At 43.1% G+C, this 16,142-nt stretch carries 21 protein-coding genes and 1 other RNA gene; 8 read left to right on the top strand and 14 right to left on the bottom strand.

The features are described from left to right. Positions 1-191 precede the first annotated feature (191 nt). On the bottom strand, positions 192-416 hold the full coding sequence (locus tag ACZ5O6_RS08240) for a hypothetical protein (RefSeq protein ID WP_447092955.1): 225 nt from the start codon (positions 414-416) through the stop codon (positions 192-194). A gap of 155 nt (positions 417-571) precedes the next feature. On the opposite strand from ACZ5O6_RS08240, the gene ACZ5O6_RS08245 reads away from it, so the two are divergent. Both ACZ5O6_RS08245 and ACZ5O6_RS08250 read left to right on the top strand, forming a co-directional pair. Then, a complete protein-coding gene (locus ACZ5O6_RS08245; protein WP_447092954.1) occupies positions 572-964 on the top strand; it encodes a hypothetical protein in 393 nt (130 codons plus the stop codon). A 364-nt stretch (positions 965-1,328) separates the two neighbouring features. Beyond that, entirely contained in the window at positions 1,329-2,666 is a 1,338-nt protein-coding gene (locus tag ACZ5O6_RS08250) for a hypothetical protein (protein WP_447092953.1), read from the top strand. Positions 2,667-2,713: 47 nt separating this feature from the next. On the opposite strand, the gene ACZ5O6_RS08255 is transcribed toward ACZ5O6_RS08250, so the two are convergent. Next, positions 2,714-3,142, bottom strand: a complete 429-nt coding sequence (locus ACZ5O6_RS08255; protein WP_447092952.1) for a DM13 domain-containing protein — start codon at positions 3,140-3,142, stop codon at positions 2,714-2,716. Positions 3,143-3,290: 148 nt separating this feature from the next. After that, complete coding sequence (locus ACZ5O6_RS08260) at positions 3,291-4,094, bottom strand: isocitrate lyase/PEP mutase family protein (RefSeq protein WP_447092951.1); 804 nt, start codon at positions 4,092-4,094, stop codon at positions 3,291-3,293. 546 nt (positions 4,095-4,640) lie between these two features. Between ACZ5O6_RS08260 and ACZ5O6_RS08265 the strand changes: the two genes are divergently transcribed. From ACZ5O6_RS08265 to ACZ5O6_RS08280, 4 genes are all read left to right on the top strand, one after another. After that, complete coding sequence (locus ACZ5O6_RS08265) at positions 4,641-4,886, top strand: type II toxin-antitoxin system CcdA family antitoxin (protein WP_447092950.1); 246 nt, start codon at positions 4,641-4,643, stop codon at positions 4,884-4,886. Further along, positions 4,886-5,200 (top strand): CcdB family protein, encoded by a 315-nt coding sequence (locus tag ACZ5O6_RS08270; RefSeq protein WP_447092949.1) that lies wholly within the window; start codon positions 4,886-4,888, stop codon positions 5,198-5,200. The genes ACZ5O6_RS08265 and ACZ5O6_RS08270 overlap by 1 nt, the downstream gene beginning before the upstream one ends. 127 nt (positions 5,201-5,327) lie before the next feature. After that, positions 5,328-5,549 carry a TA system antitoxin ParD family protein gene (locus tag ACZ5O6_RS08275; protein WP_447092948.1) on the top strand — a complete coding sequence of 74 codons (222 nt, stop codon included), beginning with the start codon at positions 5,328-5,330 and terminating at the stop codon, positions 5,547-5,549. Continuing rightward, entirely contained in the window at positions 5,542-5,826 is a 285-nt protein-coding gene (locus tag ACZ5O6_RS08280; protein WP_447092947.1) for a type II toxin-antitoxin system RelE/ParE family toxin, read from the top strand. The genes ACZ5O6_RS08275 and ACZ5O6_RS08280 overlap by 8 nt, the downstream gene beginning before the upstream one ends. Before the next feature lie 23 nt (positions 5,827-5,849). On the opposite strand, the gene ACZ5O6_RS08285 is transcribed toward ACZ5O6_RS08280, so the two are convergent. From ACZ5O6_RS08285 to ffs, 10 genes are all read right to left on the bottom strand, one after another. Continuing rightward, a complete protein-coding gene (locus ACZ5O6_RS08285; protein ID WP_447092946.1) occupies positions 5,850-7,037 on the bottom strand; it encodes a coiled-coil domain-containing protein in 1,188 nt (395 codons plus the stop codon). 134 nt (positions 7,038-7,171) lie between these two features. After that, the gene (locus ACZ5O6_RS08290) at positions 7,172-7,531 is read right to left on the bottom strand and encodes a hypothetical protein (protein ID WP_464283501.1); all 360 of its coding nucleotides are present in this window, start codon (positions 7,529-7,531) and stop codon (positions 7,172-7,174) included. A gap of 269 nt (positions 7,532-7,800) precedes the next feature. After that, entirely contained in the window at positions 7,801-8,157 is a 357-nt protein-coding gene (locus ACZ5O6_RS08295) for a hypothetical protein (protein WP_447092944.1), read from the bottom strand. 105 nt (positions 8,158-8,262) lie between these two features. Then, positions 8,263-8,712 (bottom strand): YcgN family cysteine cluster protein, encoded by a 450-nt coding sequence (locus tag ACZ5O6_RS08300; protein WP_447092943.1) that lies wholly within the window; start codon positions 8,710-8,712, stop codon positions 8,263-8,265. 31 nt (positions 8,713-8,743) lie between these two features. Further along, positions 8,744-9,037, bottom strand: a complete 294-nt coding sequence (locus ACZ5O6_RS08305) for a YcgL domain-containing protein (protein WP_447092942.1) — start codon at positions 9,035-9,037, stop codon at positions 8,744-8,746. 51 nt (positions 9,038-9,088) lie between these two features. Further along, the gene (gene rnd, locus ACZ5O6_RS08310) at positions 9,089-10,240 is read right to left on the bottom strand and encodes a ribonuclease D (RefSeq protein WP_447092941.1); all 1,152 of its coding nucleotides are present in this window, start codon (positions 10,238-10,240) and stop codon (positions 9,089-9,091) included. 48 nt (positions 10,241-10,288) lie between these two features. Next, on the bottom strand, positions 10,289-10,939 hold the full coding sequence (locus tag ACZ5O6_RS08315; RefSeq protein ID WP_447092940.1) for a recombination mediator RecR: 651 nt from the start codon (positions 10,937-10,939) through the stop codon (positions 10,289-10,291). 42 nt (positions 10,940-10,981) lie between these two features. Beyond that, positions 10,982-11,302 carry a YbaB/EbfC family nucleoid-associated protein gene (locus ACZ5O6_RS08320; protein WP_447092939.1) on the bottom strand — a complete coding sequence of 107 codons (321 nt, stop codon included), beginning with the start codon at positions 11,300-11,302 and terminating at the stop codon, positions 10,982-10,984. Between the two features lie 30 nt (positions 11,303-11,332). Beyond that, complete coding sequence (dnaX, locus tag ACZ5O6_RS08325) at positions 11,333-13,435, bottom strand: DNA polymerase III subunit gamma/tau (protein WP_447092938.1); 2,103 nt, start codon at positions 13,433-13,435, stop codon at positions 11,333-11,335. Positions 13,436-13,592: 157 nt separating this feature from the next. Further along, positions 13,593-13,689: signal recognition particle sRNA small type (gene ffs, locus ACZ5O6_RS08330), an RNA gene on the bottom strand. Positions 13,690-13,919: 230 nt separating this feature from the next. On the opposite strand from ffs, the gene ACZ5O6_RS08335 reads away from it, so the two are divergent. Further along, positions 13,920-14,534, top strand: a complete 615-nt coding sequence (locus ACZ5O6_RS08335; RefSeq protein WP_447092937.1) for a lytic transglycosylase domain-containing protein — start codon at positions 13,920-13,922, stop codon at positions 14,532-14,534. Between the two features lie 46 nt (positions 14,535-14,580). Here the strand turns inward: ACZ5O6_RS08335 and ACZ5O6_RS08340 are convergent, their stop codons facing one another. Next, positions 14,581-15,003: a hypothetical protein gene (locus tag ACZ5O6_RS08340; RefSeq protein WP_447092936.1), complete on the bottom strand. Its 423-nt coding sequence runs from the start codon at positions 15,001-15,003 to the stop codon at positions 14,581-14,583. A 270-nt stretch (positions 15,004-15,273) separates the two neighbouring features. Here ACZ5O6_RS08340 and ACZ5O6_RS08345 point away from each other — a divergent pair, with 270 nt between their 5' ends. Next, the gene (locus ACZ5O6_RS08345; protein WP_447092935.1) at positions 15,274-16,122 is read left to right on the top strand and encodes a 6-carboxytetrahydropterin synthase; all 849 of its coding nucleotides are present in this window, start codon (positions 15,274-15,276) and stop codon (positions 16,120-16,122) included. Positions 16,123-16,142: the final 20 nt, after the last annotated feature.

Below are 16,142 nucleotides of genomic sequence, written 5' to 3' on the forward strand. Positions count from 1 at the left end.
TGAGTGCCACCTATACAAAACCAAACGAGCACAGCCTTACAAGCATACGAAAGTAGAATAATCTTACTTTAGGTATAGCAGGAAATAAGGGTTTAGCAATGAAGGCAAGGCGAACAGCATGCCCTGTTTAACGAGAAATATTTTAGTGATTCTGAGGTAGTAATTTTAGTAGAGAGGAGAATGTACTTTACTTACCGATTATCTGGAGGCGTAAAGGGCAAGACTTGATGAATAAAATCTACCCTATCGTTTTTTAGCGTATCCCGATCAAATATTTCTAAAATATCTTTTAACTGGCTTTCAACATAATCATATCGTCCTTTTTGCAGTGATTGATATGCATCTTCTACAAGATCCAAACATAGCTCTAAGTAGACTTTATTTTTATAGCGCTCAATATCAATAACTTTTTTCATAAGACTATTCTTATCAATGACTTTAAAACATAATGGCACCTAAAGTATATTACACAAAGCTATAAATCCATTACTTTTCGCAAAAAAACTATATAAATCATATATCTACAATAGCAGACGAGTCTACTATTGTAGATGCTAAAGGAATAATTTATATGTTCAGTAAACAAACAAAAACGCCTCATATTCCGCTAAATACACCCGCAGACATTGACTTTGTTTTACGCCAAGAAATTAACAAGAAGATTAAGCAAGAAAAAATGAAGTACGACGCACTAGCCAAAATGATTGCCGACGATGTTTTTTCTCGCTTTCAGCAAGTTCACTACTTAGTTGATCAAGGGGTCATGTCTCAAGAAGATTTTGACAAGCTAATCGAAAAAAATACGCCATCTAGAGCGTATATTGGAAAATATGCGTTAGGGCAATCCATTTGTATACGCTATACCAACAGTATCGCATTAGCATTGGGTATTAACTATACCGTTAATGCCTATGACCCTGCACAAGATACGCTAAGAGAGCTGGAACTGCATGGCCGCATATAGGAATCTAGAGCATATGGAACAGTCAATAGGACAACAGCTTTCTCACGCGCGAAAAGAGAAAAAATTCCATGAAAGAGCTCGCTCTCCGAGGAAAAGAGGCCGTCTGTCGTATTTAACTCTACTTTATTTTTTAGGTGATAAAAAACTGTTATCCCTTTCACTTTAAGAATACGCTTGACCCGCATGGGGACTAAAAGCGGGGCAGTAATTACCCTGTAGGCTATAGACTTGCTTGTAGTATTTCATTATTTAACCTGCCATGGTGCGCTATTACACTCATACTAAATTGTCATTACGCTCTATCGCTTTGGTATCTTTATTGCTAAAGAACTAACATGCAAAATATTTTTATAGTCAACTACTCATGAGCGACCCACGAACAGGCCGTGGTGGCAGAGGCCGTTCATTTTCCTCCAAACCTCGACCATCTCCGCGCGAACAAAGCCAGCAACGTAATGGTTACGGGCCGAGTCACGCCGACGTCAGAGCATCTAAACGTATTTTTGCGGATACAGGCTCTTCATTTCAAGCCGCTGAACCGTTGTATGGTGGAAGCCAAGTATCAAGCGGGTCGGGTAAGCGCGCGCATCTTCAACCCATGCCACCACCGCCCAGAGGACGCACACCGCCGCCAAGACCACCGACACCTGAGCCATTTCCACCAATGGTAAGTCCGAGTCCGAGTCGGAGTCCGAGTCCGAGTCCGAGTCCGAGTCCGAGTCCGAGTCCGAGTCCGAGTCCGAGTCCGAGTCGACCAGGATCAGCGACATCAACCACCAGTACAACTTCATCTGCAAGCGATATTAGCCTGTCTGACATTTCCGTAGGCGTGCCGCTATTACCTCCTATTGCCAGACCTAGCCCACCGCCTAGCCCACCAACACCAGAACCGCCAACACCACCTCGTGTACCCCTCCCTCCTATTGACCACAATGTGCTAGCAGAAGCTGAACCGAGTGACGACTATCGGCGTTCGTATTCGCCGATACCCACCACAAGAGAGCAAGCACAAAAAGCGATCGACTTGAAAGGCCGAGGGCCTCTAATGCGAAGATTACGCCCCGGATCTCCAGAAACACAAAGAAGAGCGGCGATGCTGGAATCCATTGAGCAAGCGGATAGACGTATGATTGGAGGCATGGGAGAGCATGATGATAGCGCTGCACGCGCAGAAACTGTAGCTAAGGTGGGTGGTGCTGTGGGAGGCGTTACTACCGCTGTTCTTGGTTTTACACCGGGCGCACCAGCAGCGCCCTTTGTGGGTGCGGCTACTGCTGCACTCACAACCGGCGCACGTTCTAAAGCGGCCTATGAAGCGCATGCCTCAAGGCAAGCTATTGACCATGTCAGGCAATATGAGGTTGGAGACTCACATCTCACACAGCGATCCGCTACACGAGATGCACAAATGCGTGAAAATATCGGGAAAGCCGTTGGCGGTGTTGTAACAACGGCAGTAGACGCGCTGGCACCGGGTGCGGCCTCACATGCCGCATCCGCAATTAACAGAGCAGCAGGACGAAGGCTAGGAACTGATACAGAATCAGCACGCGTAGATGAGGCTCTAGCCGTATTAGGCACATCAGGGCATGCTAGACCTAGAACACCACCGGCGGATGGGGAGTTTCATTCAATCGCACCAACACCACCCTCAACACCATCACCGGCAAATCACAACACATCACCGCGTTCGCGTCGCTAGCGGCCTAAAGCGGTATTAGCCACCCCTACACTACACAGGCTTATCACTTATCGTAGCGCGCTAGTGCCCCACAACTTACTAAACTCTTCACAATGAAAAACCAACGATTGATACTCATCAAGAGTGGCAGTTTTAGGTATTGCTATACGGTATTGGCCTTTAAAGCGTGTAATTTGTGTTACATACAAACTGCCATCAGTCGCATTGCTCCCTTCAATCTCATTTGCTGGTTTAGGCGAAAGAAAGACTTTTACATCGGGTCCCTCTTTCGCTGAAAAGTCATCGCCCAATACAATAAAATGCTGCCCTTCCTCTTCGACAATCTGCCACGACCCCACCACCGATTTTTTACCCCAAGAACTAAAAGCGGGTTGTAACACTCCCGATGACACGGTTTGTGCAAAAGAAGCCACAGAAAATAAACTTGTGACAAGTGCAAACACTAAAACAACAAAGTAATTCGATAATTTCATCATGTGTCTCTCAAAATTAATGTTCATAACAACAATCTACTCATTCAGAGTTGATAGAGAGAGCTTAGTTCATTATTAAGTGCCTAGCTTACGAAAAAGACAGCTTACACTTGGCAAAAAATAGAAATAAAAAACGACGAAATAACCATAGCTACTGTGTAATAAATTGAGTAACTGGTGGGGTAGCTAGGTATAAGTGGCTTGACGACAATGTCGAACGTAATGCGTTTGCCTGCTTTTCTATATAAGCAATCGCGGCATCAGATAAACTATTACCTAAACTAAAGCGTTTAACACCTAAGGAGTGTAAACGACTTACATCCGTAAGTGAGGGTAACGACATCACATTAACCGGAATATTCACCGTTTGAACCAACTGACGAATATCGTCCTCATCGCTAATACCCGGCACAAAAATACCATTAACACCGCTATTAACGTAAGCCTTAGCACGCGCTATTGTGTCTGTTTTTGAACCGCCTTGTTGCAAGTAGGTATCGGTTCTCGCATTGATAAAAAATTGGCTGTAACCACGCATATCAAGCGCATGACGAATTTTCTCCAAATTCTGACAATGCTCTTTCACGTCTCTAAGCTTTGAAACGCCCTTTAAAGAATCTTCAATGTTAATACCTGCCACGCCAATATCGGCAAGCTGCAAAACATTATCGACAATGCCACGAACATGAGTAGAAAAGCCAGACTCAATATCAACACCTACCGGTATCTTAACGGTATTAACCATTTCGTTTACGGAACAAAAAACATCCTGAAAGCGAATATTTTCTCCATCTGTATAACCTTTTGCGTTAGCCATACCCCAACTGGTTGTCCCTATGGCTTTAAAACCGGCTTGCTCTAAAATCACCGCCGATAAGGTATCCCAAGTATTAGGGAGTAATAATATGTCTTCTTGTTGATGTAACTCTGTAAAGTTATACGGATGATTTATCATAGCTGCCTCTCATTAGTCATTCATAATGAAAGGCATGCTATAGGATTGAAAAGGGTTCGCTAGCCATAACCGGAACTGAACCGTAAGTAATATTACAACCCTTTTGGTTAATCCACGTGAGCCTACATTAAACAGCTCGACGATACATTAGCAAATTTAAGCTTGGTAATTACCCTGATAAGAAGAATGAATTTTTACGATGGTGTAGAGAAAGAGTGTAAATTTGGCTTGTTTGCTGTTCATATTTTAATTAAGAATTCGTTAGAATATTAAATTCAGATTAATAATACTTGCTGTAACTGATTCATAATATCCTACCTATCTAGTTACAAACGCTTGTAAATACTTTTAAAAAATGTACAAAACTCATGAGCTTCTTCTAACTCAGATTCTATAACAGAGCGTAGAGATGCCCCATGGCTGTTAAATGGTAGCAATTGACCAAATTTTCTAAAAGGAGCAACGGAAAATTTGTCTGACTATATTGCCTTGCTAAGTGCCTGCAGGTAGAATTTGCGCATCAACTTTGCGCATAAGGTACCCGCAATGAATATGCTATATGATAGAAAAGCACCTAAAAAAGCAGCAAACTTGAGCATAAACAGCAGCTTACTCGCTAAAGCTAAAGATTTAGACATAAATCTGTCTGCAACATTGGAAGAAGCATTAGAAACCGCAGTGCGAGAAAGTGCACGCGATAAGTGGCTTAAGCAAAATAAAACTGCACTTGAAAATTGCAACACCTTAGCCAATGAAAATGGCTTATTTGCAGATAAACATAGAGGTTTTTGATGCTACAGTTTGATGTATATCAAAATACCGATAGCGATACCAATCAAGCTTACCCCTATTTTGTTGATATACAAACAGACCTCCTTGAGGTACTAAATAGCCGCGTTGTGATACCTTTAACAAATGTGAGACCGGATAGAGGCCTGCCGAATAATATTTGTCCCGCGGTTGAAATTAATGATGAGTTTTTTTATCTACTGACATACCAAATTACTACAGTGTCTGTTGCATTTTTAAAAAATAAACAAGGATCACTTTCATTAAATAGAACGGATATTATCAATTCTGTCGATTTTCTTTTTTCAGGCATTTAACGCCCAAATATGGGGCGTGCTGCTTTTTGCCGTCCCAGCCGAAGGCGATTTAAACACCTTGTTACAACTTGCCTCAACTGTGGCACATTGCTACAATCTAGCTATATATGCCAACGAGGAAGTACAAATGGCTAGTAATAGCATACGATTAGACCAAAGCTTGATTGAAAAAGCCACCATAATGGCCAAAGCACTTAACCGCACGCCCCCCAAACAAATTGAACATTGGGCAAAAATTGGCGAAATAATGGAGGATAACCCCGATTTACCTTATGAGTTTGTAAAACAGGCCATTATTGCTGAAGCCGAGCGCGAAGCAGGAAAGTTGGAGAATTATAGTTTTGACTAAGGTAAAAGTCGTTTTACAAACACCAACCTTTAAAAAAGTGGTTAAGAAGCTAAAATCAAAACAAAAGAAAGAGTTGGATGATGCCATTAAAGCTTTAATGGACGAACCTACTCTCGGAGAGCGAAAGAAAGGCAACTTAGCGTTTTTACGTGTATATAAATTTAAAATGAATAAACAGCTTACCCTTCTAGGCTACAGCTTCGATGATGGTACATTAATACTTACATTAATGGCCCTTGGCTCTCACGAAAATTTTTACCGAAATATTAAACGTTAACTATAAGAGTTGTAACGCCCACCTCACGCGCCATCTTGCAGCGACGAAGGAGCGGAAAGATGGTCGCTGTGCAGGTGTTTGTTAGGCTTAAGTTTATCTATTTCTCGCAATAGCTGATTAAACGTATATTCACTGAAGCTGATACTTTCTTCACTATTTCTTCTTTCTGCCCAATGCCTACGATATTCAGACCACCAGTTTTTCATTGCTGGAACATCTTGCTTAATAAATTCAGCCACGTTTTTTTGATGCAGCTCGATTTCTTCTTGCTCCTGATGCCTGCCCTTTGGCTGTTCGTACTTGCCGCTTGATTCCAAGCAGCCTTTGTGCCCCAAATGCATATTGTAAGGAGTATGCAAATATGGATGCTTTTCTGAATTAAGCTCTTTACTCCAAAAAACATATGACTCATCGAACTTCAGACTTTTTGAGCATATTTCACATTTGGCACTAAATGAAGGTGTTAAATTTCTTTTAACATTCTTAAAGATGATCTTTATTTTTTCCTTTCTAGATTGGTTATAGCTCTGCCCGAGAAGATAGTAAATTACGAGCGTGCCGGGAATTATGGCCAACATGACCATCGTAACTGCAAGCCATGCAGGCAGCGATAATACTAGAATTGTGCCTGTAAATTGCAGAACAAAACCTGAAAACAACATGAAGCTAGCAATTGACCCTAGAAAGTCTATTCGTGGCTCAGAGTTGACGTCAGTCATGCTCAAATCGTTAGAAGGAGGCGTAGATTTAAGCGTATATACCTCTTTTTGTTCAGTTACCAAGTGTGTGCCAGCCAAAACTGTGGCACCAATAATCTCAATTAGGAGACCTGAAAGAAGCACTATTGCACCTAGCTTGGCGATATCCGAAGAGTGAGACCAAGCTAATGTGATTTTGTTTACAGACGCCTCAACGGATTCGATTTGATTATTTGTTCCTTCAAACTCTTTGTCTATTCGTGCAATCTGCTCTCGAGTATTTTTCTCAACTCTAAATAAATTAGTTTTTAGGTCGGCCGAATTCACTTCAGCTCTTTTATCAGACTGCTTGACTTGTTCGTTTAGGCTATTTAGCCCTAACTTTAAAGATTCAAGTTCATCGTTAAGTTGTGCGATATTATTTTTCAGAATCTCCCGATCACCTGAGGATTCTTCAGCAGTAGCATTCACTGAAAATATCAACATCGCTACCACCAAATATAGAATTTTCATACCACTTTCCTTCGATGCACATTAACGCCTAACGCCGCTGTAATGGGCATTTTTTGTGTAGTGGAGTTTTGGTGTAAAGTAGCGAAGCCACACCAAAACGGAGCGAAGCAAAAAATGTCCGATTGACAGCTTTGTTAGCTTTTTGGTTGCCATTGATCTACAAATGCCCTAAGCGCTACCAGTTTATTATTTTGCATGACGAGAGTTAAAATAGCCAAATGTTCACCAACAGCTTTAGAATATTTTTGCTTCCAGTAAATATTTATAAAATCAGAATTTCTGGTTAACCCCAAATACTCACGGGTAGTAAAAACCCCGTCTCGTACTTGATATTCCGCGCAATCCTTCTCAAACTTCTCTTTTGTAAAAAGTTCAGGGATAGGCTTATAATAATCTCGAATATGAGCTTCATAATCTATATTGGTTGAAGCCTCCATAAGATTATCCATAATGGGATTGGCAATCTTAAGAACTTCATTTTCTGATGTTTCCATAAAATCCATGACTTTCTCCTGAAAGCTAACAACTTATTGGACGTAGACCTGACGCTTTTAAAAACACCAAATCTACACATTAAAACACGTCGCTTAGACGCCTATCTCTGTCTATTCAACATCAAGCCAGTAATCAAGTCAAAAATTAGAACTATTCTTTACGCAAGTGCAATTTAAAGTGACACTCCGTACCTTAAGACATTAAAGATGAGAAGTAGAAGGGCTGTTCATTTTTATTATTATTGATAAAAAACCAGCACTTGTACCTACTAATACACACTAACTTTTTTCTTTTTCTCTTTCGGTTTACGCAAGAAAACGAGTTTGATAACGGTGTAGCTAATAAGTGCGACGAGCCAGACGATTAGTAGCATACGTAGTATAGGCAAAATGGTTTCTAAGTCGCTAAAGAGTAGTTCTAGTACGGCAACGATCCATGCGGGTGCCCAGTAGCTGTTTTCTGCCACTACGGGGGTGAGGAATAGTACAGCGGCAGTGACAAGTACAATGCCACGCAAGTAGGAGAAGCGAATCCATTGGCTAATACGCCATGTAACGGCAAGTAAGCCGATAACGGCAATACCATATAGTAACCATGATGCGCTGTATTCTTGAAATTCTGCCATTGGGATTGTCTCTTTTTTGTCGCTGCTATTTATTTACATTAGTGTTGTTTAAGGTTGGCTCTGCTAAACCCTATAGTTTGAATAATTTTTGACTGTTATTGCGTGCTATTCAATCCACTGAATAACACGCTCTTGGTAGTCGTCTTCGCTGATTGTCTTTTCATTTACCGTACGCCCTTTTACGGAAAAACCTAATTGATGAATCAAATCAGGCTGACCAGATAATAGGTGATGCCATAAAGGTAAGTCGTCACCTTCTGCTAATAAGCGATAAGAGCAGGTTTTGGGTAGCCAATGAAAATGTTCGACATCTTGTGGGCGTAGCTGCAAACACTCAGGAACGAGTGTGAGGCGATGCGTGTAATCTTTGCAGCGGCAGGTATTATCGTCTAGGTACTGGCAAGACACATCGGTGTAATACACTTCGCCATCGTCTTCATCTTCGAGTTTATGCAAGCAACATTTACCACAACCATCACAGAGTGATTCCCACTCCTGCGAACTCATTTGGGTAAAGCTTTTGGTTTTCCAAAAAGGGGCCATATCTGCTTGCATATCATCACCTAAGATTAACGTTGCTTACACACTACAGCTTGCTATTTTTATCACGTACGGTTTGCATTTCTTGATCAGCCGCACTGTGAAGTGTCGGTGGCATTTGCAAATAAAATCCATTGTCGCTAATAGAGACGAGTATATCTTTCGCATTAGCACGGGCAAGTTTTTTATTTTCGTCGATCATCAATGTCATCGCTAATTCGAGTTCGCCCACTTGGCGACGCAAGTTATCGGGAATACTTTCTATACCTGCCGCTTTATCGATATATAAATACATGCCTTCTTTTTTAGAGCAGCGAAAAATTGAACAAATACGTTTCATATTTTTTATGTCTTAGTGTTTACTGTGTTGAACGGTGAGAGCAAAGAATGATTAAAGCGATACCATGTATTGCAATAAGCGATCGCCGATCACGGCTTGTCGCCACGTCGTTAACGATTCGGGTAAATAATACTTCGGTGCCGAGCGAATAAGGGCTTCGTAATCCTTTTTACGCACGAGCAATTCGGGTGGTAAAGATAAGGCATCGGCTTCTTTTCTAACGATGGCCTTCAGTTGTTTAAACGTCGCATTTTGCTCGGGCGTTAACGGTCTATCGAGTAGTTCTTTGTAATAACCTGTATCATTTAATGTATCGATAATAACGGTTAGCAATTCATTACCCGATGTTTCTACAAAGCGCGATGGCATTTCCTGTATGCGCAATAGTTGCGAGCTATCCATTGGCAGTTTAGACGCTATATCAAATAAAGTGGGGTCTTTTAAAATACGACCACGAGGTAAATCTTTTTGCTTTGCGCGTTCTTCACGCCAACGGCAAATAGCGGCTAGAACGGTTAGTTGTTCTGCATCTAACTTCCATGCAGATTTAATACGTGTGTAATAGGTATTTTCGTGATGCGTATTACGCAGCTTGTTAACAATAGCCAAACAATCGGCTTCAGCCCACGATAATCGTCCTAGCTTACGCAACTGCTCGGTTAGGCCATGATAGATTTCTAATAAGTACTCAACATCCAAAGCGGCATAACGCAATTGCGCATCGCTTAATGGCCGCTGCAACCAATCCGAACGCGTTTCTTGTTTCGGAATATCAATCTGTTTGATTTCACGTAGCAAATTAGCATAACCAATTGATGAACCAAAACCAGCAAAACCGGCGGCTATTTGTGTATCAAATAACGATTCGGGCAGTACACCAAAGGCATGCTGAAACACTTCTAAATCTTCTGAACAGGCATGTACCACTTTAACAATATTCGGATTTTTTAAAATATCCGCAATCGCTTGTGTATTACTCATTGTTAGTGGATCGATCAGGTAAACACCGTCCTGATCCGCAATTTGTAACAAACCAATGTGCGGGTAATAGGTGCGAGTGCGCACAAATTCTGTATCTAAAGCAATGGCGCGCTGCGTTGCTAAACGCTTGCACAGCTCAACCAATGCCGCATCGGTTTCGATCCATTGGTAATCAATATCGGGGGCAGTACTTAAGGGTAAAGGCGTATGTTGTAAGGTCATTAAAATACCAAAAGAAGTAAACTACCAAATATACACTACATATATAAATTACATGGTGCGACGACTAGAAAATGCGTGAGTTAATGTACCGCCATCAATATATTCCAGTTCGCCACCTAAAGGGACTCCGTGAGCGATACGAGAAACGGTAATCCCGCATTGGCGAGCTTGTTCAGCAATATAATAGGCGGTTGCTTCGCCCTCTACGGTTGGGTTAGTGGCTAAAATTAACTCTGTTATCGGTAGCTCTGCACCCTGCTGCGCATCGTTCATATCACCATCTACCGGTACCGTAGGCTGTTCGCTGCGCAATTGCTCAAACAGTTGCGATAAGCCCAACTCATTAGGGCCAATACCATCAATGGGAGAAAGACGGCCGTTAAGTACAAAATACTTACCCTGATAAATACCCGACTGCTCGATGGCGACGACATCCGCCGGGGTTTCAACCACGCATAGCACGCCGGTGCTGCGCTTGGGGTTACTACAAATATAGCAAATAGGCTGCTCAGTTAAGATGCGGCAGCGCTGGCAACGACTCACTTTTTCTATCGCTTTATCTAGAGCCCCCACTAACCGCCCTGCCCCTTCGGGGTCGCGCTCGAGCAAATGCAAGGCCATACGCTGCGCCGATTTTCGCCCAACACCGGGCAAGCAACACAAGGAATGAATTAACTCGTCAATTAATGGACTAAACACATTGCGGCCTATAGTTATCGATAATAATTAATCGCCTGACAATCAAAAGGGCATCTTAAAACTCGGTGGCATTTGAAAACCACTGGCTAAATCACCCATCATATTTTTATTTTCTTGCTCGACTTTACGCACTGCATCATTAACGGCAGCAGCGAGTAAATCTTCTAGAATGGTTTTTTCTTCGGTTAATAATGATGGATCAATCGTCACGTTTTTAACATCGTGACGACCATTCATGGTAACGGTGACCATGCCTGCACCAGACTCACCGTTAACCGTTTTATTGGCTAGTTCTTCTTGCATTTTTTGCATGTTTTCTTGCATGGCTTGCGCCTGCTTCATCATATCGCCAAGGCCTTTCATAGTTCACTCGCTGTCTTTTTTCTGTCTGATTTAATCAATGGGTTTAATCGATTCGGGCACAATATGCCCGCCCATGGTTTCTTGTAATTGCTGCACAACCGGGTCACTTGCAATGGCGGCTTCGGCTTGTGCTTGTCGTTCCTGTCGCTGTCGAATAACAATTTGCGAGGGGGTTTCGTAGGGAACATCTCCCAATGTAATGGTCACATCAATGGGCTGACCAAAGTAATCGCTTAGTAGATCAGCTAAATACTGCTGGTGCTTTGTGTCGTAAAGAGTGCTCTGCTGATGATCTAAAATAAAGGTTAAATGCGGACTACCCCATTCGGTGAGCGCACAATTGGCGACGGTGCTTTGCAGCAAGCCCCCTGTATCGATGCCGTTATATACGATAAACCATGTCTCTGCGTTAAGCGCACTCCATGAGATTTTAGGGGCACGCGCCGCAGGTGCTTTTTCTATCGATGAGGAGGCGTGACTTTCTGCGGAAGGCTCATCGTTATCCGTTGATGGTTCTTCGCTGTCCTCTGCTGTTGCTTCACTTTCTGTTGATGGCCTTTTACTATCTACTGACTGCTCTTCACTTTCCGCTGATGGCTCTATTGTTGCAGCTAAAGATTCTGCCACCGCTGTGGCAGCTTCAGACTTTTTTACCGGCGGTTCACCTCCGGTCATCGGCGCCTGCTCTTGAGCGGTCTCGGCTACACTAGAAAAATATTCATCTTCTGGAGTGGCCACTGCGGTTTGGGTTTGTATAGATGGTGATAATGGCTCACTAGATATTGGGTTTTCGTGTGATGCTTCGGGTATTTGCGGGGCTTGAACATGATTAGGCGATTGGCTATCGACTATGTCTGTATTGGCATGGCTATTTTCAGTGCCGTTATCATCAACACTATGATTAACCACAGCCTGCGGTTCGTTCGCGTGACTATTTTCTACCGCCGTCTCTACCACTGCCTCTTTTTGCTGATCAGATACGTTTTTTACCGAAGGCGCACCATCCGCTGCTTGAGCCGCCAAGCCTGCTTTGGGCAGGTGATTAACACCCTGCGGCTTAAAGGCCAGCATACGCAACAACACCATTTCAAAGCCACTACGTGGATCGGGTACTAACGGCAAGTCACGGCGGCCTAATAGTGCAGTTTGATAATACAGCTGCACATTTTCGGCACTGATCGCTTGAGCAAAGTCATAAATTTGTTGGCGATCCCCTTGGCTATTATCTACTGCCTCTGGCAACGCCTGTGCGATAGCAATGCGATGTAATGTGGCTATTAACTCCGCTAGTGCCGCACTATAATCGGGAGCATGTTCTGATAAGTTCGCCACCGCTGTTAAGATTTGTTGTATATCTTCGGCAATCAAACCATTAAGTACGTCATACACCAACGATTGGTCAATGGTACCGAGCATCACACGCACGTCGTTATCGGTGATTTTTCCATCACCAAAAGCAATAGACTGGTCGGTCAAGCTCAAGGCATCTCGCATACTTCCATCGGCTGAACGAGCTAGCTGCCATAAACCGGCATCTTCGAAGGGTACCATTTCTTTTTCAAGCACAAACTGCAAGTGCGACACAATGCGCTCTGGGTTCATGTTTTTGAGATTAAATTGCAAACAACGCGACAAGATAGTCACGGGTAATTTTTGCGGATCAGTGGTAGCTAAGAGAAATTTAACATGCGGCGGGGGCTCTTCTAAGGTTTTTAACAATGCGTTAAAACTGCTGTTAGAGAGCATATGTACTTCATCGATCAAGTACACTTTATAACGACCACGCGTTGGCGCGTACTGCACGTTTTCCAGTAACTCACGGGTATCTTCTACTTTGGTACGAGAAGCCGCATCCACTTCGATTAAATCAACAAAGCGCCCTTCATTAATTTCGACACACGAACTGCACTCGTTACAGGGCACCGAACTCACCCCCACTTCGCAATTCAAGCATTTAGCTAATATGCGAGCAATGGTCGTTTTACCAACACCGCGCGTCCCTGTAAACAAGTAAGCATGGTGCAATCGGTCGTGATCAAGCGCGTTAATCAGCGCTTGCAACACATGCTCCTGCCCTACCATTTCGCGGAAAGTACGTGGGCGCCACTTGCGAGCGAGAACTTGGTAACTCATGATATAGGCTGCTTCTTATCGATGGGTGGTAACAAAAATAGACAGGGATTATAACGGAAGCCAAGCAGAACAGCTAACCACGACGGCGCCTAGATAGAGATAAAACCGATGTCGACGGAATGATAGAAAGGAATACGAGGAAAAATAAGGTGGAAAGCCTAACCAGCCACGCTCCGGCACATAACAGCACTGCTACCGTTGCTCCCTTCCGGGCCTGGCGGAGTTTACAGATAGTCATTGCGAAGGCACCAGCTAGGCTCTCCATAACGGCTGTCGAACAAACATGCGTCTACTCAACAGGGCGTGGATTATGGAGAGTTTAGCGCTAAGTTTCAAGAGCTGTTCGTGAGCTTCTGTGTAAATTTGCGATAAATAATGGTAAACATTCATTCTTAAAAGTACGTCCAAATAAAACGACGTGTGCAGATCCTCTGCCTATACTGAATAGTACACCTCTTTACATTAGTCGCAGTGTTAGCAAACTATGCATGCTCATTTATTCATCGCTTTTAACATTCTATTGTCCATTAGCCTATTTTTTGTCGGTATGAGTAGCGCTATAGCAACCGACATTTACCGCTATATTGATCCCAAAGGCCGTTTATTACTTACAGACACCCCCAAACACAGTGGCTATATTCGCTTAGAAAAAACAGCAAGAGGCTGGGAAGTTGCTAAACGCTTATCGAGTAAAAACCATCAACGCCGCTATGCTAAAACTGTAGAAAGAATGGCAAAACAGCATGGCCTATCTGAACATTTAATTCATGCGGTTATTTTTGTCGAGTCTGCCTATAATCCATCAGCAGTCTCTAGTGCTGGCGCACAAGGCTTAATGCAGTTAATGCCTGCCACGGCTAACCGCTTTCGCGTCGCTGATGCATTTGATCCTGTCGATAATATTAGAGGCGGCACGACATACCTTAAATTATTATTACGCCTATTTAATGATGATTTAACACTTGCTTTAGCGGCTTATAATGCCGGAGAAAACGCAGTAAAACGCTACAATAATCGCATACCACCCTTTAAAGAAACTCAAGAATACGTAAAAAAAGTCTTAAAGCGATATGAGCAATATCGTAACCAAGCATCTTAGAGGGGAGTCGGAGAGGGAAGCGTGGAAAGTAGCCGGAAAGCCATGGCTATGCTATGCGATTAAGGTGTAGCATGTCCCATAGTTTTTTAGCCACTTGCTGTGTGTGAGCGGCAGTATTAGTGTGGCGGTGACGGCGTTCGTGATGCTGTGATTCACCCACATTGCCATCTGGATGATGACGACTATATAAAGCAAACTCTGCCTGTAGTTGCTGGGGTAATTGGCCGATTAAGTCTACCGTATCGGTTAACAACAGCTTATTCTCACTCATCATCGCTTGCTGCAACATAGAAAATAAAACTTGTGGTGATTGAGGAACTTGAAACGGACGCCCCATTATCGATTCATACTCTGCGGCGAGCGATAAAAAGTTGCCTTCTACTTGCGCATCAATTTGCTGAAGAAAATAGTTCCAAGCGTCTCTATTGAATCTCGTATTATTCGATGAAGTGTTTAATGAAGTGTTCAAACCGATACCTCTGGGCGTTTACTCTACAAACAAAATTGATCGTTTTTTAATCATAGCGAGATCCTGCGATAAGAACAGTGTATGAGGTGACACTTGCGTGAACTGAATCACACTTTATCAAAACGGTCTAATAAGACTACAAAAGCAAACCGAATCGAATATTCATATTTAAGACGGCTATAGACTGACCGACATATCCCTAACGCCACCTACCGCAAAACCCTTAACTGCTATATCATGGCGGCTTTTTGCACTACTGAAGATACCGCTATGCACCTATTCGTCGACAACCTCACCAATGTAGATTTTAGTTATTTAGATACCCAGCGCGGCATTGTTGGCGAAACATGGCTGGCGAGCATTGCACTGGAAGGCGCACTTGATGAACAAGGCATGGTCTGTGATTTTGGTATTGTAAAAAAGACAATACGCCAGTGGCTAGATACTTATATCGATCACTGTCTTGTCGTTGCCTCTAAATCTTCAGCCGCAACGATTGTAGAAACCGAGCAAGTAATCGATGTGACATGGCAATATGCAGAGAGCCATTTACAATGCGTATCGCCTAACGAAGCTATTTGCTTAATTGATGCGACACAAATCACTCCCGAAAGTGTCGCCAGTTGGTGTATTAAGCAATTACGTGAATGCCTGCCCGATACCATTGACCGCATTGCTCTAACGTTTACGCCTGAGAACATCGATAAGCATTGGTATCATTACAGCCACGGCCTGAAAAAGCATGCGGGCAATTGCCAGCGTATTGCCCACGGCCATCGCTCAACGATAGAAATTTATCGAAATGACAAGCGAGATGATGTATTAGAAGCCGACTGGTGTGCACGGTGGCGAGATATTTATATCGGCACGCGTAGCGATCTCATCAACACAAGCACTAGAGAACAAGACGATTACTACCACTTCGCTTATCGTGCCGACCAAGGGGACTTCACCCTCACATTACCCAAGGCTCATTGCGACTTAATTGATACCGATAGCACGGTCGAGTTAATTGCCCAACATATCGCTACTACACTAAAAGCAAAAAGCCCCCACGATACATTTACCGTGAAGGCTTTTGAGGGGATTGGCAAGGGAGCGATAGCTACTGCCATATAAGAATTATAGACACCGCTCAA

This window comes from Eionea flava, assembly GCF_055393785.1.